The organism is Armatimonadota bacterium, from assembly GCA_029907255.1.
In the GTDB taxonomy this organism is placed as follows: domain Bacteria; phylum Armatimonadota; class UBA5829; order DTJY01; family DTJY01; genus JAIMAU01.
The window spans coordinates 79,635-101,713 of the sequence record JARYMF010000009.1 but is presented as its reverse complement, the minus strand read 5'-3'; the positions used below and the strand labels follow the sequence as shown (position 1 = coordinate 101,713).

The following is a 22,079-nucleotide window of genomic DNA, read 5'->3' as shown; positions in this document are numbered from 1 at the left end:
CAAGAATCAAGATGAATGCTGGATTAACAATATCGCCCTGGCGATTTTTTAGCGTAGATTACATCTGGCCCGTGGTAGATGTAATCGTAGTCGCTTTCGTCATTTACAAGCTAATGATGCTTGTAAAAGGCACGCGCGCATGGCAGATAATGTGGGGATTAGGAATATTCTTCCTCTTAGTTTTTATAAGCGATTACCTCCACCTCCGAGCACTCAACTGGATACTTAGAGTATTTGTCCCCTTGGGCCCGGTTGCGCTTGTAATCCTCTTTTTTCCAGAGCTTCGCCATGCGCTTGAGGAAATTGGCCGGCTAAAATTTCTAGGCCAAGGTTTCCATGCCCTAGGGCGAGAAGACATCATGGACTTCGTTGATCAACTTAGCAAGGCTATTGCCGAGATGTCAAGGACCAAAACAGGCGCGCTTATTGTAATAGAACGTGACGTTGGCCTTGACAACATTATTGCAACCGGCAACAAGCTTGATTCGGCTGTTTCCGCTGAGCTTCTGAGGACGATATTCCATCCCGGCAGTCCGCTCCACGATGGGGCGGTTATAATCCGAGGCAACCGAATCGTTGCTGCGAGCTGTACGCTTCCTCTTAGCGACAATCCAAGGTTTGGCACGATGATTCATACCAGACACAAAGCAGCTCTAGGGGTCGCTGAGGAGAGCGACGCAATCGTATTGGTTGTTTCAGAGGAAACGGGAACAATTTCCTATGCAGCAGAAGGAGAGCTTCTCCGCGGGTTGAGCCCTGAACAGGTCCGCGCAAAGCTTGTTGAAGCGTTACAACTTACCCCAGAAGACGAGAGGAGGTTCAGGCTCGGGCGAACGGTCTCAAACGCATTCTTAAAAGTGCGAATTGGGAGCACGTCGGGCGAGCGGAGAAACCCATGATTAGGCACAACCTTCCATACAAACTACTTGCCTTGGGTATAGCGCTCGTCATATGGTTCTATGCCAACAAGGGATACAACCCAAACGTCTCTAAAGAACTATCCGGCATTCCGCTGGCAGTCCGCAAGGTCGAACCAGGCCTAATTGTTACCAGCAAACCTGCTACAATCAAGGTCATCCTCGAAGGTCCTCGCGAGCATGTCGACGCAATAGCCGCAGACCCAGAGGAAATACAAGTGCACGTCAGCGCCCGAGGGAAGGGAGAAGGCAAGCATAAATTACCAGTAATTGTTACTCCCCCCCAAGGCTATGCTGGGCTAGTGCGGGGCACAGCCGTTCCCAGCGAAGTCTTCATCACTCTCGTCCGTGAGGCCCGACGGGTGATGAAAGCGGAGGTTGATTTTGCCGGCAGTCCACCCGTAGGCTTTCGTTTTGGCGCTCCCTCATTTACGCCTGCAAAGGTAGTTGTGCGGGGAATGCCCGAGCTCGTAAACCGCATAAGCCGCCTAACCGCGACTGTGCAACCAGGAGAATTAAGAGAGGGAATAATAGAGGGGGACTATCTATTAACAGCGCGGGACAGCAACGACCGCGAGATTCGCGGAATTGATATATCGCCAAGCAAAGTTCACCTTCGGCTTAGCTTAGAGAAAGTCCCTGCAAGTCGCATGGTATTTGTATGCCCTACAATTGTTGGACGCCCTCCTTTCCCTTACAAAGTAAGCAAAATTGACGTCCAACCACAGACAGTAGCACTGAATGGCCGGCCGGAACAGTTGATGCGTATAAGCACGGTAGGAACTGAGACGCTAAACCTCTCCAATCGTACTCGGTCTTTTACTCAGCGCCTCAAGATAGTGCCTCCCCCAGGAACTTCCATCTCGAATGGAAGCAGAGTTCAAGTTAGCGTCCAAATTGCCTTAATTCAGCCTGAGGTGCCAACCACTCCGCCCAAACTCAATAACGAACCGCAGTGACCAAGCATATAGCAAGCATAATTCAAGGAATTATGCAGCCTTATCCTGTGATTCCTCCTCAAAACCTTCTGCTGAGAGTTCGCTCAGAAAAGCCTCGACAACCTTGGGATCAAACTGGGTGCCGCTGTTATTCTTCAACACCTCAATTGCTTTGCTTATGGAAAAGCCTTTCCTGTATGGCCGGTTTGAAGTTAAGGCATCGAAAGCATCTGCAACAGCGATTATTCGCGCAAAAAGTGGTATTTCTTCCTGTGCAAGCCCAGAAGGATAACCTGTTCCGTCATAGCGTTCATGGTGATATAGAATTCCCGGGAGTATCAAATCAAGATTTTGTGAGCCACGGATGATCGAAACGCCTACCTGCGGATGGGTCTTGACAAGTTTTAGCTCATCTTCCGTAAGACTTGCCGGTTTTTCAAGCACACAGTCCGGCACGCCAATCTTCCCGATATCGTGAAGTCGGGCAGCCATATGTAATAGCTCCAACTGCTCATTATCTAGCCCAAAATGCTTGCCTATCAGTAAAGCATATCTGCTAACATTTTCCGAGTGGTTTCGCGTATATGGGTCTCGGGCATCTATGGCTGCAGCCAAGACCTTAATTGCACTTCCTGTCGGGTCTTGCAAGAACATAGAGACATGAGAAGGATCACTTGCACGCGCTCCAATTCCGGCTTTGTAAGCACATACTCGGTCACGCCCAAGTCGCTTTGCCTGATAAAGCGCTGAATCCGCCGCCATTATCAAACCCATTTTCTCCTTGCTGTGCTGCGGGTATACAGCTATCCCTATGCTTACCGTCAAGCTTATTGCTTGGTTTTCGGCATCCCCTATCAATTCTTTGGTAAGCTTAAACGCATGCGCGGATACAGCTCTTCTAATCTTCTCGGCAGTTTTCAAAGCACCGAGCAATCCTTCCCCAGGTAGTATAATGGCAAACTCCTCACCACCATATCGAGCTGCAATATTCTTTTCGTGTAGATTTCGCTTAAGCAAACCAGCTATTTGGCGGAGAATATCATCGCCGGCCATATGTCCCAGTGAATCATTAATCAACTTGAACCTGTCAATATCAAGCATCAGCAGAGCAAGTTCGCCCGATTGCTGTTTGGCACGGTCAATCTCTTCTTGCAACCTGGCTTGAAAGTAACCATGGTTGTAAAGCCCAGTTAGATAGTCCAAATTAATCCGGGAAAGCATTTCTTCCTTATGTTCGAGCAATTGCAGAATTTCATTGAAAGCACTAGCAACCTGTCCTATCTCGTCAGACCTATGGTCATCCGTAAGCCTTGCCAATTCTCCCTTAACCACAGCATGCAAACGACTGACAAACTGCGTGATTGGACGAAAGATAATCGCTGAGAATATTGAGGTCAGCACGATGGAAAATATGACGGATGTTAACAAGAAAAATGCACCCACACGCCGCATTTGGGCCAGCTCACTTTCAAGCTGGTTGGCAGACACTTCTACTCCCACGACGCCTACCAACCGGCCCGAGCTGTTCCGAATTGGCGCATATCCTGATATCCAATTGCCCCAGGGGGCATGCTTGACCTTCGCGACGGATGACGGGCGCAAAAGCGCGTCCCTCAATTCTGGTAGTTGCGATGCGTCAAATTTGTCGCCGATGTGGGGAACAAGCTTTGAGCCTTGTTCTGTGCCTACGAGAAATTTCCATGTCTTGAGATTCTTGCTCGGACGCAGTATGTAGATACGTCTTACTTCGGGATTTGCGGCTCTATAGCGGACTAACAGTTTCTTTGTTTGCCTGTATGCTTCCGTATCTTCGTCTCCGCGCTCATGAAGCAACTCAAGCTCTTCTGCGTTAATTTGTTGGGCAACGCTGTTGGCAAAAAACGCAGGCCTTTTGCATATCTCATCAAAGAGTGTTTGGCGAGCATAGTAGTAAAATGCACAAATACCGCTTGTGCCCACCAACATTACCAGACAGGCAACAAGAGCGCATAGTTTCCAACGCCAAGATGACTGGCCTGATGCTTTTGCTTTTCGAATGCCAATTTTCCGCATAACTTACTATTAATAATTGGCAATAATAAGCTTCTGCTTGAGTTTTAATTTGGGGGTTTTTGCGAAGGCATACTCTACTTAAACTCTAAGATTTCAGCTTTAAGGCTACCCATTGTCTTTACAGTATCGAACATTGCGCCGGTATCGCCTTCCGCTAGCTTGATGTGCGTTGCATCCACAAAGTCAGATGGGAGCGTCGGGTCAATTGGTATCCACTCGCCTACGTAACTCTCCGCCCAAGCATGGTAGAAAAATCCACCCTTCCAATGCACCAGACCAGCCACAAGTTTGGTAGGAATTCCAACGGCCCGTGCGAGAGCCGCATAAAGTATGGCGTAATCACGGCAAACACCGGTTTTCGTATGAAGCACATCCAGAGATGACCTGACAATTCCGATATTCCCTTTCGATTGCATGTTAGCATGAACCCATGACCTTAAGCGAGCAGCAGCAAGATAGGCATTCTTTTCGTTGCCTATGATATCTTTAGCCGTCTGCTGGATTTCAGAGTTTGTGGGTTGGACATAGGGGCTGTCACCAAGATACTTCTCCAGATTCGGATCCTGAATAGGCAAGTTAGGCGCATTCGCTGGAACGAAGTCGGAAGAAGTGATCTCATACTCAGCCGACGGCTTTTCGCCAGAGGTATAAGTCACTTTCTGACGCTTATCGCTAATCGCCAACGATTTGTCGGACAGCCCAATCAACCTTACCTTCATATATCTTACCTGCCGCGGATTTGGGATATCGGTTGTGGTCGGCGCCGACGTCATGACTGCAAGATCTGCGGGTGGCGTGTAGGCCCCTCCAATATTTTGCGCAACCTCTTGGGGTTCGCGGAGCATCACCATCCCCATTAGGGCGGTTACTTTCAGAACCTCGCCATTTTCATCTTGCCAACATGTCATTTCGCCCAATGGTGTTAGGTTTTTTACGACAAAGGCATCATAAACCTTATCACCCAGCTTAAGCTCCTCTCTTCGCAATACTTCAATCTGAAGGTCGTCGAGCATTAAGCTGATGGGATTGAAACACTTAACTGTCATTTTGTCGCCAATTTTTAGCTTCATCATGGCTGGGAAGAACGTAGAATCTCCAACTAGTTGACTTCCCTTCGGAATTGGAATCGTTTTCGTGCTCTTTTCGCCTTCCGATAAAAGCTCAGCCAAAACTTCCTTTTCGCTGAACTTTGCAGTAACTTTGGTAGTATGGCCGCCTGACGACATATCAAATAATTGATAAATCGGCGCAAACTCTTTATTAAGGTAGATGGTAGTCTCCATAATGATTTCTACTGGCTCGCCCAGAGAGAGGAGGCGCGTAAAGCTTGTGCTTTCTAGCTTATAACCCTCCTTACCCTGAAACTTTGCTTTGTCAATCGCGAACCTTGCATAACCAATCTTAGTATCGCCAAGATAGATTCCCATCCATGTTTCGCTAGGTATCTGTTGGCCATTAGCCGGCGCATGCGAGATAAGTGCCGCCGACACCATTACTGTAGCCGCTTTGATGATTACTTTTGCCATGTTAAACCTGCTAAACACTTTTGTCACGCTCCAGAGAAAAAATCTTTCACTACGCGTATTTGTAAAAGGAAGTTTATCCGCCACGTGCTACTTTCAGCCTGGTCAGCGCCCTTTTAAGGGCTGCCTCGGCACGGGCATAGTCAATTCCACGTGCGCGCTCCTTGAGGCGCTCCTCGGCACGCCGTTTGGCAGCTTCCGCGCGGGCAACGTCTATCTCTTCTGCACGCTCTGCCGAATCAGCTAAGATACGGACGATATTTTTGCGGACTTCTATAAACCCCCCAGAGACTGCGAGGCGTATCACATTACCATCTTGTTGGCGAACCACAGCCTCGCCAATATCAAGCTCAGCCACCAGCGGGGCATGGTCTGCCAGAATTCCAAGGGAGCCTTCGATGCCCGGAACGACCAAGGAGACTGCGTCCACCTGCAGAACTACTCGCTCAGGGGTTGCTATTTCAAGTTTAAACGTTTTTTGCGGCATAATCGCACCAAGTAAATGATGAGATACTAATGAATTTTAGCGACTGTCTACCACTAGGCAAGAGTGAGTGAAAATATCTCTTAAGCTGCTGCCTTTATTTGCTCAGCTTTTTCCACCGCCTCATCTATGCCGCCGACCATATAAAATGCCTGCTCTGGGAGATCATCGTGCTTGCCTTCGATGATTTCCTTGAATCCCCTTATGGTTTCGCTGAGTGGTACATAGCGACCTGGCTGTCCTGTAAACTGCTCTGCAACAAAGTTTGGTTGTGATAGGAAAAGTTGGATTCGCCGTGCCCGATGGACCACTAACTTATCTTCCTCTGAGAGTTCCTCGATGCCCAGAATGGCAATGATGTCCTGCAGTTCCCTATATCTTTGGAGCGTTGCCTGAACACTTCGAGCAACCGAGTAGTGTTCTTCGCCAACAATTCTAGGGTCGAGGATACGAGATGTCGAAACCAACGGGTCAACAGCGGGATAAATTCCCATTTCCACTATTCGACGTTCAAGATAGGTTGTCGCATCCAGATGCGCAAATGTAGTTGCTGGTGCAGGGTCGGTGGGGTCATCTGCGGGCACATAGATAGCTTGAATCGAAGTGATGGATCCCCTCTTGGTTGAAGTAATTCGTTCTTCAAGCGCCCCAAGCTCAGTTGCAAGAGTCGGTTGGTAGCCAACAGCAGACGGCATCCGTCCAAGAAGAGCCGAGACTTCCGAGCCAGCTTGAACAAATCGGAAAATGTTATCAATAAAGAGCAAAACATCCTGTCTCAGCTCATCCCGGAAGTATTCAGCCATGCTAAGCGCCGAAAGCCCAACCCTGAGTCGGGCACCTGGCGGCTCGTTCATTTGCCCGAATACCATGGTCGTTTTCTCGATAACGCCTGATTCCTTCATTTCAAGCCATAGGTCGTTTCCCTCGCGAGTACGCTCCCCAATTCCTGCAAACACTGAATAGCCGCCATGCTCAGTGGCAATATTCCTAATAAGCTCCATGATAAGGACAGTTTTGCCTACGCCTGCGCCACCGAACAGACCCACTTTTCCTCCTTTGGCATATGGGCACAGAAGATCAATAACCTTTAGACCGGTTTCGAACTGCTCGGTAACAGTGCTTTGTTCCTCTAGCGAAGGAGCAGGACGGTGAATTGGATACCGTTTTTCAGTGTTCACTGGACCGGCGTTATCTATCGGCTCACCCAGGAGGTTGAATACTCGTCCAAGCGTCTCCTTCCCCACCGGAACTGTTATTGGGCCGCCTGTGTCAATTGCTTTCATGCCGCGAACAAGCCCGTCAGTGCTTGCCATGGCTATGCATCTGACAACCTCGTTCCCTAGCATCTGCGCAGCTTCGACGGTCAAATTAATATTTCTGCTCTCGTCAACTATCTTGATTGCATTTAGAATTTCTGGAAGCTGGCCGATTGGAAATCTTATATCAACTACTGGCCCAATTACTTCGATAACTCGTCCTTCTGCCATGTCTTGAGCTCTCCATCCTAAGGGGCAAGTTTTATGTTCTCTTACGTAGAAGAAATATGCCGCCTGCCTATTTCACTGCCTCCGCGCTACTAACAATCTCAGTAAGCTCTTTGGTGATTGCAGCTTGCCGAGCGCGGTTATATTGCACAGTCAAATCACTTATCATATCCTCGGCATTGTCCGTTGCCAAGGTCATAGCCGTCATTCTTGCTGCATGCTCGCTCGCCAGCGACTCAAGCATCGCCTGATAGATTTGATTATTTACATAGCGGGGCAGCAGACTAGCGAAAAGTGCTTCTGGCGGCGGCTCAAATATGTATTCTATCTGCTCTTCCCGCTCATCGTTAGATTGCGGCCGCACAGGCAACAACTGCAATTCGGTCACTTGTTGCCTTACAGCGCTATAAAACCTCGTGTATACAATGTACACGACGTCAACCTGCTTTGTTTCAAACAAGCTCATAATCTCTCGGCCAATCTGCCGGGCCTCGGCGAAGGTAATCTCAGATGTCGGCATTGGTAAGAAAGACACGATGTCATAGCCACGCTTGACATAGTAGACATTTGCCCGGCGGCCAACTATGACAAGCTTGACATGTTCTTTGCCATATGGCTTTATCAGGGTGTCAACCTTGCGGATGACATTCGTGCTATATCCGCCTGCCATACCTCTGTCCGAGGTTATCACCAGCACCCCTATATTCACAGGCTCGCGAACCTCTAAAAGAGGATGACTAACCTGCGCCCCAACTGCTGAAAGGTCTGCAATTAGACTATGCATTTCTCGAGCATAAGGGCGCCCCTCTGCAACTTTCGATTGGACGCGCTGCAAACGAGCTGCAGAAACAAGCTTCAGCGCTTTGGTTATTTGCTGTACATTTCGAATCGTTTTGATTCGCCGTCGGATTTCGCGAATTCCCGCCATTCTATTTGCTTATCTCCGCCTTGAACTCGGCTTTGAATTCTTCAATTGCCTTCCTTAGTAGGTCCTCGGTGGCTTTGCTGAGCTCACCAGTTTTAGCGATTTGCCTACCGACATCAGGATACCTACCATTCATGAAAATATGGAACTCTTTCTCAAACTGCTTAACGGCCTCCAGTGGGACATCATCCAGGTAACCATTATTTGCAACATAAATAATCATCACCTGGTGCTCGACTGGCATTGGCTCATATTGGGGTTGCTTGAGGATTTCTGTGAGCCGCGCGCCGCGGGCAAGTTGTTCCTGCGTAGCCTTGTCGAGGTCGGTCGCAAATTGCGCAAATGCTTGCACTTCACGATATCTCGCAAGATCTAGTCTCAATCGGCCCGCCACCTGCTTCATAGCCTTAATCTGTGCGTTTCCGCCAACCCTAGAAACAGATACACCAACGTTGATGGCCGGCCTAACGCCCGCATAGAAGAGGTCAGCTTCAAGGAATATCTGGCCGTCGGTGATGGAGATTACATTAGTCGGGATGTACGCCGATATGTCACCCGCTTGCGTTTCAATTACAGGGATTGCTGTTAGCGAACCACCACCAAGCTCATCGTTAAGCTTTGCGGCACGCTCCAGCAGTCTTGCATGTAGGTAAAATACATCCCCAGGATAAGCCTCACGGCCCGGCGGGCGCCTTAGAAGAAGAGAGATTTGCCTATATGCCTGGGCGTGCTTTGAAAGGTCATCATAAAATACGACGGCATGCCTTCCTGTGTCGCGAAACTCCTCGCCCATTGCGCATCCGGCATATGGTGCAAGATACTGAAGCGGCGCTGGGTCGCTTGCAGTTGCGCTTACAATTGTGGTGTACTCCATCGCGCCGAAATCCTCAAGAGTTTTCACAACTTGAGCTACAGTGGAAAGCTTCTGTCCGATTGCAACGTAGATACAGTAGATGTCCTTATCCTTTTGGTTGATGATTGTATCAACTATGATTGCCGTCTTCCCAGTCTGCCGGTCGCCGATTATTAGCTCTCGCTGCCCCCGCCCAATAGGAATCATGCTATCAATAGCCTTCAAACCAGTTTGGAGGGGTTCCTTTACTGGTCGGCGGTCAACAACACCAGGTGCTCGAGCTTCCACGTGGCGGAACTTATCGGTCACAATTGGCCCCTTGTCATCAAGCGGCTGGCCAAGCGCATTCACGACGCGCCCCTTCAGCGCATCGCCCACAGGAACCTGAACGATTTTGCCAGTTCGCTTGGCCACGTCACCTTCTTTTATTTCGATATCCGAGCCCAAAATGATACAGCCAACATTGTCTTCCTCAAGATTAAAAATCATCCCGAAGACGCCGTTCTGGAACTCGATTAACTCGCCTGCCATGGCGTCGCTTAGACCATAAAGGCGAGCAATTCCATCGCCAACCTGAAGAACGGTGCCAACGCCGACCTCTTTTAGTTCCTTACTATATGCTCCCAGCTCCTTTTCAAGGATTGAAGTTACCTCTTCAGGTCTTATTGTTATGTCCATCTAACGCTCCCGTTTCGTTTATCTACCGAGCATTTGATTTCTCAGCGACTCTAGGTAGCCTTTCACACTCCCATCAATTACTGTGTCGCCAATTCGTAGAACCAACCCCCCAATTAGCGTTGGGTCTTCGTGAAGCTCTAGCTCGACCTGCTTACCCGTAAACGCCTCCAGCTTAGCCCGAAGCGCCGACTTCTCATCCAAAGTAAGCGGCAAGGCACTCGTCACCTGAACTAAGACGATGCCACGGTAGTCGTTGGCAAGCTTTACATACTCCTTCTCAACCTCGGTTAATATGCGTTCTCGACGTTTTTCGATTACAAGGCCAAGAAAATTAAGCGTGAGTTCCTGAACCCTTCCACTAAATATATCCCTCACTATTTCTTTCTTGCGCTCAATCGGGATAAGCGGTTGCTCTAGGACCTCCGTCAGTTGAGACACAGACTCCAGCGAGTAAGTAACCAATCCAAGATCGCTTTCCACTAAGTCTATACTATCAGAGGCCTTTGCCGCTTCAAACAAAGCAGCCGCATATCGTTTTGCGAGAACCGTCAACTTCATTTTTTGGCTTCCAGCTTTTCAATGAAATCACTTACAAGCTTTCTATGCCGTTCTTCATCCAGGGCCTCACCAATAACTTTGCCGGCCGCGGCAAGAGATATGTTTACCACTTCTTCTCTGAGTTGGGCAAGTATTTTCTCGCGCTCCCGAGCAAGGTCCTCTTGCCCTCGCTGAAGGATGCTTTCAGCACGATTTCGCGCTTCAGCCAGGATTTCCTCTTTAGCGGCGTTTGCCTCCCTTACTGCAGCCTGCACTCGCGATCGTGCCTCTGCTTCTATGCTAGCCATGCGCTGTTCGAACTCGGCCCGCAGCTGTTCAGCCTTTGCCCGCTCTTCATTGGCATTATCAATTGCCAGCTTAATCTGCCTTTGGCGCTCATCAAGAAAAGCAAGAACAGGACGAAACAGGTAACGAGCTAGTACTATCCACAAGAGGATAAAACCCGTTACTTGAGCCGCCATGACTTTTGGGTCAATGCCAAGCTCTTTAAGGGCTTCCATTTGCCTCTTCCCCCATACTAGCCTATTAGTGGATTAGCTTCAGTATCGCGTCGGTCGCAGGCAGTCTGGTGAAGAGTAGCAGGAGCACAATCACCAGCACATAGATTACCAGAGACTCAATAATTGCAAGACCGATAATCATTGCGAGCTGAATTTTTCCGGCTGCCTCAGGCTGACGGGCAATTCCCTCAAGCGCCGAACTTGCTGCCCTACCTTGAGCCATTGCTGCAGAAAGGACGGCGATAGGCAGTCCCAGCCCGATTGCCAGAACCATTGCCACGAAGTAACTCACTAAACACTCCTCCTTTGCGTAAAACGAGTTTTTGTACAAAAAGGTGTTTTAATGCTCTTCACTTCCAGCAATTGCCATTGCAATATACGTGGCAGAAAGCATCGTAAATACAAGAGCCTGGATAAAAGATGTAAAAATAGCAAATAACATTATAGGAAATTGGGTAGGCAAAGCTATAATGTATGGTATCACCACAAACGTCAGGCTGGCAAGTACGGCAAGCACGGTTTCCTCGCCAAAGATGTTTCCGTAAAGACGAATAGAAAGTGATAAAGGCCTAGCCAGCATGCCTATTAATTCTATTGGGAATATAAGAATCCACAGCCAAGGGGGACCGGGTAGCATTTGCTTCAAATAATTGACAAACCCAAGCTTGCGTATTCCCGCTACATTAAACATTACAAACACAATCAAAGCTAGCGAAATTGTCGTGCTCAAATTACTAGTAGGCGACCTGAGCGGGGGAATTAATCCAAGTAAGTTCATGACTAGTATGTAAATAAACAAGGTACCGATAAATGGGGTATATTTCCTCCCCTCGGGGCCAATTACCCCCCGGGTAAAATCATCAAGCGAGGCAACGATAAACTCTACAAAGTTCTGCCGACGTGAGGTCGGAACTAGCTCAAGTTTGCGAGTAAGCAAAACTGCCAAGATGCAAAGCGCAACAATCACTAGAACCGACATCCCAAAATACAACCATGGGCTTACTTCATACTCCACTTTTGGAACCCTCGCAATTAAACATCGCTCATGTCTTAGGACTGCTTGCTCTTATTTTGTTCAGCAATTAGTATGCCAGCAAGCTTAGCGTAAAGCGCAAAATGCACGAGGACAATTCCTCCGAAGAATGCAGCTGCGTTGAACTTACTCCATCTTACCAAAGCAATCAGAATAATAAAAGCGATCGGATATTTGATAAGAGAAAACTTGAGCAAGGCTCTTTTCCCCTTAGATTCTCCCGGCACAAATGCCTTTCTCACTATTTGATGAAAAGCAAACAAAATTGCCGTGCCCACAGCCATGCCAATTGTTATATTGACGGCAACCCAGGTGCTTCGGAATACCCAGCACCAAATCATAGCAATTACCCACGAAATTGCGATAGAACGATATGCTCTTACAATGACGCCCTCATCCATCAGACGAGTTGTTTTCCCCCTCTTGGATTGCCTGCAATAACATCCTAAACATCTCCACAAATCCTGCCACAATTCCAAGCACCGTAAACACCAGCATCAACCATGGTTCGGTGCCAAATTTCTGGTCAAGCCAACGACCGAACAACAATCCAATAACTGTCGAGATTACCAGCACAAGGCCAGCGCTCAACGCAAGGCCTGCACCTCTCATCCATCTATATCTATTATATGGCATGACGCGTTCCGCACAATTATGCCCGCTTATCAGCTTGTGGGTTGGCAGGCATCCTTGATATTATACCAAACTTCTCAAAACGCACCACCCGCACTTTTGAGAGTCACATATAAACCAGCCGCCAAAAAATGCCCAATCTCACCTTGAGCATTATTTTCTTTTTATTATTGGCAAATGTTCCTTTCATTTTTTAAATAGGGTCAGATTGTGCGTCATCAGCAAAAGGACGAGGTTGACAGCCTGCAAAGAGAGTGGTATACTGACAGCGCTGAAAATTCTTTTGCCAAAAGAATTTTTAGTAAAAATGCCCTTAAGATATTTCACAGTCAGTCCGATAATACAAATAGGAAAAAATAACGAAGAACGAAAAGGCAAACTCTTCGAAAGAAGGGGACGCAAAGCCAAGGGTCTAACCCCGGGAAACTCGGAAAGAGATTCCGGGAATGACAGCCTGGTTGCCGTCTAAGCTTCGGAGCGTTTGCCTTTTTGTTTTTGGCGCTCCGAAGCGGAAGAGGGGCTGAAAATGCAGATATCAGCAATAGAAGTAGCAAAGCTTTTGGCCGCCGAAAGCACAAGACTCGGAAAGCAGAAAACACCAGATTTGGAATTCAAAGAGATTACCGCCGATGAACTACCTGAATCCAAAATAGTCGAGCCGGATGCCGCCGAAGTTGAGCGTGTTGTTCAAATGGTCAAAGAAATGCCCGATGTGCGAGAGGAAATAGTTATGCGGCTAAAAGAGCGCATCGAGAAAGGCGAATACAAAATTTCCGGCGAGGAAATCGCCGAGATGATGCTCCGTCGGATGCGCGCAGATAGAATTCGCTAATTACCATCCACTGGGTATCAACTAAGCAAGAGAGGCTTTCCTTAAAAAGTGGCCTCTCTTGTTTTTTTCATTAGTAGAAATAAAGAGCAAGCTATTTAAGCCCTCCTAATTGCTCGGTTTGAATATCATCACCAAAGCGACAAGTTCGACAATATTATTCTCCCATTTGCCAGAGGGTCAATAATTTTCTTAAAAGGAAATTGTTCTTAAAGTTAACAATATTTATTGTTATCAAAGCAGGAGGATTTTCAAAAATGCCTGTTGAAGTTAAAAAATAACCATGGACATCATAGACAAGAACACTCGCATGGACACAAAGAAACAAGACAATGCCTCGAATATACCTAGGCCTGTTGAAATACAATCTGTCATTGACATCGACATTGACAAGATAAGGCTCAACCCCTATCAACCACGAAAATCATTTGACGACCAGAAACTTCATGAACTTGCAGAATCCATACGACAAAATGGCATACTTCAACCCATCGTAGTGCGACCTGTAGATAACGGTGCGTTCGAACTTGTGGCTGGCGAACGCAGATTCAGAGCGGCGGTTCTAGCAGGCCTTGACAGCATCCCAGGAGTCGCTCGGCAGCTCTCAGAAAGGGAATCGCTTGAGATCGCACTTATAGAAAACCTCCAACGAGAAGACATTAAACCTCTCGAATGCGCCCAAGCTTACCGGCGACTTATGGATGAATTTGGTCTAACGCAGGAGCAAGTTGCCGAGCGTGTTGGAAAAAGCCGCCCGGCGGTGGCAAATACCCTTCGTCTTTTGAACCTTCCAGCAGAAATCTTGGAAAGCCTCGACCGCGAGCAGATTACAGAAGGGCATGCGCGAGCCCTTCTCTCCATTCCAAACCCCGAAGAACAACTCAAGGCATGGGAGAAGATTGTCAAGGACGGCCTCAGTGTCAGGGAAGCCGAAAGGCTGTCCAGGATGTCAGCGACAGGCAAGCCGCCTCGCCATGTCAAAGTTTCACGTGAAACTAGACGTCATGGACACACAAACCCGCATATTGCAAATGTCGAAGATAAACTCAGGCGATTCCTCGGCACAAAAGTTTCGATTTCAACCAATCATGAAAATAAAGGCCGCATAGAAATCGAATTCTACGGGGAGGATGACCTAATGCGCATAATCGACCTAATTTTTCAAACATAATTAATGCAAAAGGGAGGAAAGCAGGGTAATGAATGAGGTGATCTATGACATGTCAATCAAAGAGGCGTCGGAGATCCTCGAAAAGAGTGATCGTCAAATACGCCGCTATGTCAAAGCTAACCGTCTTAAAGCCAGACCAGTCAGAGTCGATGGACATATTAAATTAATGTTCAATCGCGAGCAAGTTTTGAACTTCAAGGAAACTTTGATGAAAGAAAGCGCACTTGGGGAATCTGATAATAAAATAATGGTTGATGCTAAACTTATCAACAAAGCAACGGATGGGGAATCGGAAAAGGACGAGACTGCTGTCATAGACGGTATAGCTTCGATAGCGCCGGACCATATTAAATATGTCATAGACACCCTCTTGGAGCAAATAAAAGAATTGCGAGCGGAGAATCGCGAGCTTCATTATCAGCTGGAACAGCGTTCAGGACAAGTAGGCTTCCTACAAGGGAGGGTTGAGACACTACAAGAAGAGCTCAAAATGCTTGCACCAGCACCAAAAACACGCGAAGAGATAACTCAGCGAAAACCTTGGTATCGCAAAATTTTCGGGGGGTAACGCCCGAGAGTCTCGTGTTCGGGAGCCAACCTATCATGACTTTAGATGGTCATGTTTAAAAATGACATAGACGTAAGATTGGCAATGACAGCAAGGCAGGCCTGCAATAAATACTAGAGTTACTTAATAACTTCTAAAATCTTCAGGGAGTCATATATTGCTTATTAAACTCTCTAATGTCCCACAGTTCTACTCCGTGCGCAAACCTGGTAAATAGAATCCATAAATCCACAAGGGATTAATCAACTTTCCGGCTAATGTATAATCATCTGCACATCAAAAACTAAAATGGAGGCTCTACTGGTGAGACTAAGTGTAGCTCTGACTTTAATATTTGCTTTCTTTTTATGGCTATTCCCAACGGACTTGCATCCAGATTCAGCAATTGACGAAGCATCCATTAAGGAATATACCGTTCATCTTATTGGACACGCACACATTGACATGAACTGGCTTTGGCTTTGGCCAGAAACAGTTGAGGTATGCAAAAACACGTTCTCCACAATGCTCAAATTCATGGAAGAATATCCGCAATTCCGTTTCTCACAAAGCCAGGCATCAGCATATTTGCCAATCGAAGAGCAATATCCCGAAATTTTTAGGCAAATACAGGAACGCGTAAAAAGCGGGCAATGGGAAATTACCGGAGGAACATGGACCGAAGGCGACATGAACATGGCCTCCGGTGAAGCAATTGTTCGCCAAATTCTCTATGCCAAGCGTTACTTTATGGAAAAGTTCGGCGTTGAACCGCTAATCTGCTGGGAGCCTGACACATTCGGACACGCATGGACTATCCCTCAAATATTAGCAAAGAGTGGCATCAAGTACTACTATTTTATGCGCTGCGGCAAAGGTGAACCTGTATTTTGGTGGGAATCCCCGGATGGATCTCGAGTTCTTGCATTTAATCGCGGCAGTTACAACGGCTCCATTAATGAAAGCATCAAGGATGCTGTACTTGACTTAGCCAGACGCTATGACGTCAAAGACGCAATGTTCGTCTATGGTGTCGGTGACCACGGGGGTGGCCCAACTAGGAAAGATATTGAAAAAGCCCTCGAGCTTGGAAAACGCAAAGACTTTCCAAATGTCAAGTTTGACACAGCCGTTGGCTTCTTTGACACCTTGCTAGCGCAAAAGAAAGAGTTTCCTGTTATAAGCAATGAATTAAATTTCGTATTTAGAGGCTGCTATACTAGCCACTCAGATATCAAGAAGATGAACCGCACTATGGAAAATCTGCTGCCGACGGCAGAAACGTTCTCTTCACTAGCGGTTCCTTTTGGCTTCAAATACCCTGCCGAGGAGTTCGTAGAAGCTTGGCGAAATACATGTTTCAACCAATTCCATGACATCCTTGACGGCACGGCGATACACGGCTCCTACGACTACTCAAAGAAGCTTTTCGATAAGGCATATTCGATTGGAGAAGCAGCGCTAAAAGGCGCTCTTAAAACTCTTGCTGACAAAGTAAATACTACAGGCGCTGGAATGCCCATCATAGTATTCAACCCGCTCTCCTGGCAACGAACAGAATCAATAAGCTTGCCCTTACCCAAAAACCTAGTCGGACGAGAAATAAGCGTATGGGACGCTAAAAACCATGAAATGACTTCGCAAATCATCAATGGTCAGTTAGTATTTACAGCAAAAGATGTTCCTTCAGTTGGCTATAAAACATTCTATATTCGCGCAAAGCCGTCAAAAATAAGACAAACGGCACTTTCTCAGGAACCAACAATAGAGAACGAATACTTCAAAGTAACTGTTGATAAGCTTTCCGGTACTATCACCAATATTTATGACAAGAAAACCAGCCGCAATGTTCTCCCTCCGAATAGCAAGGCTGCGCTTCTTCAAGTATTGATTGAAGATCCCGCCGGGATGTCAGCCTGGAATATCGGAAACATTAAGCAGACCTTTGACTTAGACAAAGCCGAGTTTGTCAATGTCATAGCACCAGGTGTCATACGTGTCAAACACAAGTTCAACAAATCCACATTCATGCAAGATATAATCCTCCGTCCTGGTGTGCCGCGGATTGATTTCAAAATGACCGCCGACTGGTTCGAGCAAGGAACATCCAAGACGGATGGTGCAATGCTAAAAGTAGCATTCCCTGTCAATGTCAAGGATGGCAAGGCTGTCTTTGACATCCCTTTTGGAAGCATCGAACGGCCCTCAAATGGCGATGAAGTTCCCGCACTAAAATGGATAGACTTATCCGGCAAAGATTACGGGGTCAGCCTGTTAAACGACTGCAAATATGGCCATGACGTCAAAGACAACGTTATGCGCCTTTCCCTGCTAAGAGCATCGGATGATCCTGACCCGACACCCGACCAGGGACGACATGAAATTACTTATTCTCTCTATCCCCACGCAGGTGATTGGCGTCAGGCCAACACGCCAAGAAGAGGCTTTGAGCTAAACAACCCGCTCATCCCAATTTTTGCTCAAAGGCACCCAGGCAATCTGCCTGAGGAGCACTCATTTCTCAGCATAGAACCGCCGAACCTAATCGTCACAGCACTAAAGAAAGCAGAGGATTCAAATGACCTTATACTTAGGTTTTACGAATGCAAAGGAGAACCAGGAACTGCAAGAATTAATATGGGAATGAAGGTGCGAGCCGCCTTGGAAACCGACTTAGCCGAGCGGCCGCTTCACAAGCCTGCCCTGGCGCTTAGGGGAAGGGATGTTACTATTCCTTTCGGTAAATGGGAAATTAAAACACTTAGATTGGAGCTAGCAAAATGAGTAAATTGGCTTTATTTGGTGGAGAAAAGGCTGTCAAAAGCAACGACGGCGACATTTTCACTTGGCCAATCGTCACAAAAGAGGACGAGGCTGCGGTGCTCGAAGTACTTCAGCGCGGAGCCATGTCCGGCACAGATGTAACTAAGCAATTCGAAGAAGAATTTGCTGCATGGTTGGGCTGCAAATACGCCCTGGCACACAATAACGGCACGGCAGCCATTCAAGCGGCAATGTTTGGATGCAAGATTGGAGTAGGAGATGAGATAATTTGTCCAAGCATAACCTACTGGGCATCAGCAATTCCGGCGTTCACACTTGGCGCAACTGTTGTATTTGCAGATGTAGATCCTTGGACGCTCTGCCTCGACCCGGACGACATTGAAAGATGGATTTCCGACCGAACAAAAGCAATTATGGTTGTCCATTATTTAGGCTACCCAGCGGATATGGACCGCATTATGGCGATTGCCCGCAAACATGGTTTGAAGGTAATAGAAGACGTATCGCATGCACATGGCGGCCTCTATAAAGGGAAAAAAGTCGGTACTTTTGGCGATGTGGCTGCAATGTCCTTAATGAGCGGCAAATCTCTGCCCATTGGTGAAGGTGGCATTCTCTGCACCGACGACCTTGAAATTTATGAGCGTGCAATCGCATTTGGGCACTATGAGCGCTTTGGAGCAAACATAACAACACCCTACCTCAAACAGTTCGCTGGGCTTCCCCTAGGTGGTTACAAATATCGGATGCACCAACTAAGTTCAGCAATGGGAAGGGTTCAACTAAAACATTATGATGAAAGAATGCAAGAAATAGATAAGGCAATGAATTACTTCTGGGATGGCTTGGAGGGTGTCCCAGGCATTAGGGCGCACAGACCGCCTAAAGGGTCGAACTGCACAATGGGTGGGTGGTATGCATGCCACGGGATATACGTACCAGAAGAACTAGGCGGACTTTCCGTGACCCGATTCACAGAAGCGGTGAGGGCGGAAGGTTGCCCTACAAGTCCTGGGGCGAATAACGCTTTACACCTCCATCCACTTTTCACCAAGTGCGATGTCTATGGCCATGGAAAGCCCACCAGAATAGCAAACTCCACACGCGACGTGCGCCAATATAAGGGCGACCTACCAGTAAGCGAAGGAGTAGGAGCAAGGACTTACTCAATCCCATGGTTTAAGAAATACCGGCCAGAAATCATTGACCAGTACATAGAGGCGTTTAGAAAAGTTTGCGATAACTACGAGGAGTTATTAGCCGATGATCCAGGTAACCCTGAGAATATTGGCGGCTGGCATTTCTTCCAGCACTCCAGCTAACATTGGAGGAAGAAATGGGCAAAATACCATATAAGCATAGCGAACTTACCAGAATTGGTGAACAGCGTACTTTTGAAGGCGAAGCTACCAGTGAGATAGCTTTTCCACTGGGAGGAATTGGTACAGGAACCATCAGCCTTGGAGGAAGAGGCAACCTTCGAGATTTTGAGGTCATGAACCAAGCTGCCAAGGGAACTGTTTGGCCTTTCACTTTCTTCGCACTTTGGGCTAAAGAAGAAAAAGGGAAACCGGTTGCCAAAGTGCTTGAAGGCAGAGTTCCACCTCCATATCGAAGCGGCTTCGGAGAACCACAAGCTCAGTTATTAGGCCTTCCAAGATTTCGAGGTGCTAGTTTCAAAGGCGAATATCCTGTTGCAAACCTCAAACTTTCCGACCCAGATATAATGGTAAATGTATCTTTAGTTGCTTGGAATCCATTTATACCTCTTAATATTAAGGACAGCGCCATCCCTGTAGCAATCTTCGAATGGACGTTCAGTAATCCAAACGATAAACCTGTTAGCATATCACTGGCTGCCAGCATATCAAATCCTTTAATTGCAAGAGACGAGAACGGTAACCCAACGAGCGCAGGTTCATTGAACGCCTTCAAGTCTACCGGCAACCTGCGTGGAATATTCCTAACGCACCCCAAGGCCAACCCTGCAAGCCCTGAGTACGGCACAGTAGCCATAAGCACTACTTGGAACGACCTGGACATCCAAACACACTGGTACAGAGGAGGTTGGTGGGATAAGTGCCACATTTTCTGGGACGACTTCTCCACTGACGGCCGCATTACCGAAGTGATGGATTCCGATCCCACGCCTAGTGTTGCCGATGTTTCATCGCTGGTTTTACACGCTGAAATTCCACCTAACGGATCGGTTACAATGCCCATATTTCTCACTTGGCTATTTCCAATGATGGCGAATCCCTGGCCTCCGGAGGGACTGCAGAACCCAAAACCTTTTAAAACATATCCAGGTGCACAGTTTGACGATGCATGGGGAGTTGCTGAATATGTTGCAAAAAATTTTGAACGCCTCAAAGGAGAAACAGAGCTATGGCGTAGGGCAATCTTCAACAGCACTCTGCCTGCACACGTTCTCGACGCTATAACATCTCAGGCGAGCATCATGCGCTCGTGCACATGCTTCCTTTTAGAAGACGGCAGCTTTTACGGATGGGAGGGTTGCCGCGATAAAGGCGGTTGCTGCCCCGGCAACTGCACCCATGTTTGGAACTATGAACAGGCGGTAGCATTTTTATTCCCGCAACTCGAACGCACCATGCGGCAAACTGAATTCCTCTATAACACTCGCAAAACAGGCCACATGGGCTTTCGTACAAAGCTGCCAAGAGGCTCAGAAATATGGAATTTTAAGCCTTGTGCTGATGGCCAAATGGGCACCATTATTCAAGTTTACCGCGACTGGCAGCTCTCAGGCGACGACGAGTTCCTCAGAGAGATTTGGCCAAAGGTCAAGCTTGCTTTGGAATATGCTTGGACGATGACAAGGGAAAAGATGGCTCCTCCAGCCAGGGAGGGCGACCGTAGCCACGATTCCCTATGGGATCCCAACAAGGATGGCGTCATGGAGGGAGAGCAACACAACACCTACGACATAGAGTTCTTTGGTCCCAATACAATGTGCACTGCCATGTACCTTGGTGCTCTTCGAGCTTGCGAGGAAATAGCTCGCTACCTCGGCGAAACTGAAAAGGCGGAAGAGTATCGCGCCATCTACGAGAGCGGGCGGTCAAAAGTTGAGTCTGAGCTATGGAATGGCGAATATTATATCCAAAAGGTTATGTTAATCGATGGCGTAGAAGTCCCAGACAACCTGAAAACCCCTAAAATTAGCGAGCCATCTTGCCCATGTAAGCAATCACCAGGAGGTCCTGCAGCCGCTTTAGGTAATGGCGATATTATGCCGAAGTATCAATATGGCGAAGGGTGTTTGTCTGACCAGCTTCTTGGCCAATGGGCAGCTCATGTTGCCGGGTTGGGATACTTGCTAGACCCATATCAGGTACGGACCGCGCTCAAATCCATTTTCGACAACAATTTCCTATCATCCGTAGGAAATTTTCCAAATGTCCAGAGGGTGTACGCGTTGAATGACGAAGCCGGACTTTTGCTGTGCACATGGCCGCACGGAAACCGTCCTGCGCTACCTTTCGTATATTCTGACGAGGTCTGGACGGGCATTGAATATCAGGTAGCCGCTCATTTAATATACGAAGGCTGGATTGAAGAAGGCCTTGCAATCGTGAAAGCTACACGCGACAGATACGCTGGTTACAATAGAAATCCCTGGAACGAAGTGGAGTGCGGTCATCATTATGCAAGAGCAATGTCTTCGTGGTCGGTTAAGCTTGCTCTCGACGGATTTACATATAGCCTAGTAGAAAAAAGATTGGGCTTCGCACCAAAGCTTAATCCTGAGAATTATAGCACAGTCTGGAATACAGGCACAGGATGGGGTATTTACTCTCAAGACCTTGGCAATGGCGTATTCACATTCGAGGTCCTATATGGAAGCCAGCAACTTAGTCGCTTAGACATTGCAGACCTTCCCCAAACAGATATCGCTATAAATGGCCCGGATGGCATGGTATCTGCGCACATTGAGGGTCAATCAGTATTATTCGACAAGCCAATAACGCTAAAAGCCGGCGAGAAGTTAGTAATCACCGCCTGTTAACTATTGCTGTCATGACTTCTTAAAGGCCCTAGCAAAGAAAAGGCTTAAGCCAGGCAATATTTGGCGATATTGAGACGCCAAAATAGGAATAATATTGCAATTGTCGAATAATGTAAAATAACTTAGAAATAAATGCT

Annotated in this window: 20 protein-coding genes and 1 riboswitch; of the genes, 8 read left to right on the top strand and 12 right to left on the bottom strand. The window is 47.5% G+C overall.

All coding sequences use genetic code 11. From position 1 onward, the window contains the following. The first annotated feature begins 11 nt into the window (after window positions 1-11). A complete protein-coding gene (cdaA, locus tag QHH26_09835; protein ID MDH7482255.1) occupies window positions 12-899 on the top strand; it encodes a diadenylate cyclase CdaA in 888 nt (295 codons plus the stop codon). Next, window positions 896-1,876 (top strand): CdaR family protein, encoded by a 981-nt coding sequence (locus tag QHH26_09830; GenBank protein MDH7482254.1) that lies wholly within the window; start codon window positions 896-898, stop codon window positions 1,874-1,876. The genes cdaA and QHH26_09830 overlap by 4 nt, the downstream gene beginning before the upstream one ends. Before the next feature lie 30 nt (window positions 1,877-1,906). On the opposite strand, the gene QHH26_09825 is transcribed toward QHH26_09830, so the two are convergent. From QHH26_09825 to QHH26_09770, 12 genes are all read right to left on the bottom strand, one after another. Then, window positions 1,907-3,907, bottom strand: a complete 2,001-nt coding sequence (locus QHH26_09825; protein MDH7482253.1) for a diguanylate cyclase — start codon at window positions 3,905-3,907, stop codon at window positions 1,907-1,909. 74 nt (window positions 3,908-3,981) lie between these two features. Further along, on the bottom strand, window positions 3,982-5,433 hold the full coding sequence (locus QHH26_09820; protein MDH7482252.1) for a transglutaminase domain-containing protein: 1,452 nt from the start codon (window positions 5,431-5,433) through the stop codon (window positions 3,982-3,984). A gap of 73 nt (window positions 5,434-5,506) precedes the next feature. Continuing rightward, on the bottom strand, window positions 5,507-5,917 hold the full coding sequence (locus tag QHH26_09815) for a F0F1 ATP synthase subunit epsilon (protein ID MDH7482251.1): 411 nt from the start codon (window positions 5,915-5,917) through the stop codon (window positions 5,507-5,509). A gap of 80 nt (window positions 5,918-5,997) precedes the next feature. Continuing rightward, entirely contained in the window at window positions 5,998-7,401 is a 1,404-nt protein-coding gene (atpD, locus tag QHH26_09810) for a F0F1 ATP synthase subunit beta (protein MDH7482250.1), read from the bottom strand. A 67-nt stretch (window positions 7,402-7,468) separates the two neighbouring features. Then, on the bottom strand, window positions 7,469-8,326 hold the full coding sequence (gene atpG, locus QHH26_09805; protein MDH7482249.1) for an ATP synthase F1 subunit gamma: 858 nt from the start codon (window positions 8,324-8,326) through the stop codon (window positions 7,469-7,471). A 1-nt stretch (window position 8,327) separates the two neighbouring features. Continuing rightward, on the bottom strand, window positions 8,328-9,848 hold the full coding sequence (gene atpA / locus QHH26_09800) for a F0F1 ATP synthase subunit alpha (protein MDH7482248.1): 1,521 nt from the start codon (window positions 9,846-9,848) through the stop codon (window positions 8,328-8,330). A gap of 24 nt (window positions 9,849-9,872) precedes the next feature. After that, the gene (locus tag QHH26_09795; GenBank protein MDH7482247.1) at window positions 9,873-10,412 is read right to left on the bottom strand and encodes a F0F1 ATP synthase subunit delta; all 540 of its coding nucleotides are present in this window, start codon (window positions 10,410-10,412) and stop codon (window positions 9,873-9,875) included. Continuing rightward, a complete protein-coding gene (gene atpF / locus QHH26_09790) occupies window positions 10,409-10,912 on the bottom strand; it encodes a F0F1 ATP synthase subunit B (GenBank protein ID MDH7482246.1) in 504 nt (167 codons plus the stop codon). Before atpF ends, QHH26_09795 begins: the two co-directional genes overlap by 4 nt. Window positions 10,913-10,937: 25 nt before the next feature. Then, on the bottom strand, window positions 10,938-11,204 hold the full coding sequence (gene atpE, locus QHH26_09785; GenBank protein MDH7482245.1) for an ATP synthase F0 subunit C: 267 nt from the start codon (window positions 11,202-11,204) through the stop codon (window positions 10,938-10,940). A 48-nt stretch (window positions 11,205-11,252) separates the two neighbouring features. Further along, complete coding sequence (atpB, locus tag QHH26_09780; protein ID MDH7482244.1) at window positions 11,253-11,927, bottom strand: F0F1 ATP synthase subunit A; 675 nt, start codon at window positions 11,925-11,927, stop codon at window positions 11,253-11,255. A 35-nt stretch (window positions 11,928-11,962) separates the two neighbouring features. After that, entirely contained in the window at window positions 11,963-12,346 is a 384-nt protein-coding gene (locus QHH26_09775; GenBank protein ID MDH7482243.1) for a hypothetical protein, read from the bottom strand. Then, a complete protein-coding gene (locus tag QHH26_09770; protein ID MDH7482242.1) occupies window positions 12,339-12,581 on the bottom strand; it encodes an AtpZ/AtpI family protein in 243 nt (80 codons plus the stop codon). The genes QHH26_09775 and QHH26_09770 overlap by 8 nt, the downstream gene beginning before the upstream one ends. 360 nt (window positions 12,582-12,941) lie before the next feature. Beyond that, window positions 12,942-13,044: riboswitch (cyclic di-GMP riboswitch) on the top strand. Window positions 13,045-13,104: 60 nt separating this feature from the next. Here QHH26_09770 and QHH26_09765 point away from each other — a divergent pair. The 6 genes from QHH26_09765 (at window position 13,105) to QHH26_09740 (ending at window position 21,942) form a co-directional block, all read left to right on the top strand. After that, window positions 13,105-13,410, top strand: coding sequence for a flagellar biosynthesis anti-sigma factor FlgM (locus tag QHH26_09765; protein ID MDH7482241.1), 306 nt, complete (start codon window positions 13,105-13,107; stop codon window positions 13,408-13,410). Between the two features lie 280 nt (window positions 13,411-13,690). Then, complete coding sequence (locus QHH26_09760; GenBank protein MDH7482240.1) at window positions 13,691-14,578, top strand: ParB/RepB/Spo0J family partition protein; 888 nt, start codon at window positions 13,691-13,693, stop codon at window positions 14,576-14,578. A 28-nt stretch (window positions 14,579-14,606) separates the two neighbouring features. Further along, complete coding sequence (locus QHH26_09755; GenBank protein ID MDH7482239.1) at window positions 14,607-15,146, top strand: hypothetical protein; 540 nt, start codon at window positions 14,607-14,609, stop codon at window positions 15,144-15,146. A 303-nt stretch (window positions 15,147-15,449) separates the two neighbouring features. After that, complete coding sequence (locus QHH26_09750) at window positions 15,450-17,909, top strand: glycoside hydrolase family 38 C-terminal domain-containing protein (GenBank protein ID MDH7482238.1); 2,460 nt, start codon at window positions 15,450-15,452, stop codon at window positions 17,907-17,909. Beyond that, entirely contained in the window at window positions 17,906-19,231 is a 1,326-nt protein-coding gene (locus tag QHH26_09745; protein MDH7482237.1) for a DegT/DnrJ/EryC1/StrS family aminotransferase, read from the top strand. The genes QHH26_09750 and QHH26_09745 overlap by 4 nt, the downstream gene beginning before the upstream one ends. Before the next feature lie 14 nt (window positions 19,232-19,245). After that, window positions 19,246-21,942: a GH116 family glycosyl hydrolase gene (locus QHH26_09740; protein ID MDH7482236.1), complete on the top strand. Its 2,697-nt coding sequence runs from the start codon at window positions 19,246-19,248 to the stop codon at window positions 21,940-21,942. Window positions 21,943-22,079 lie beyond the last annotated feature (137 nt).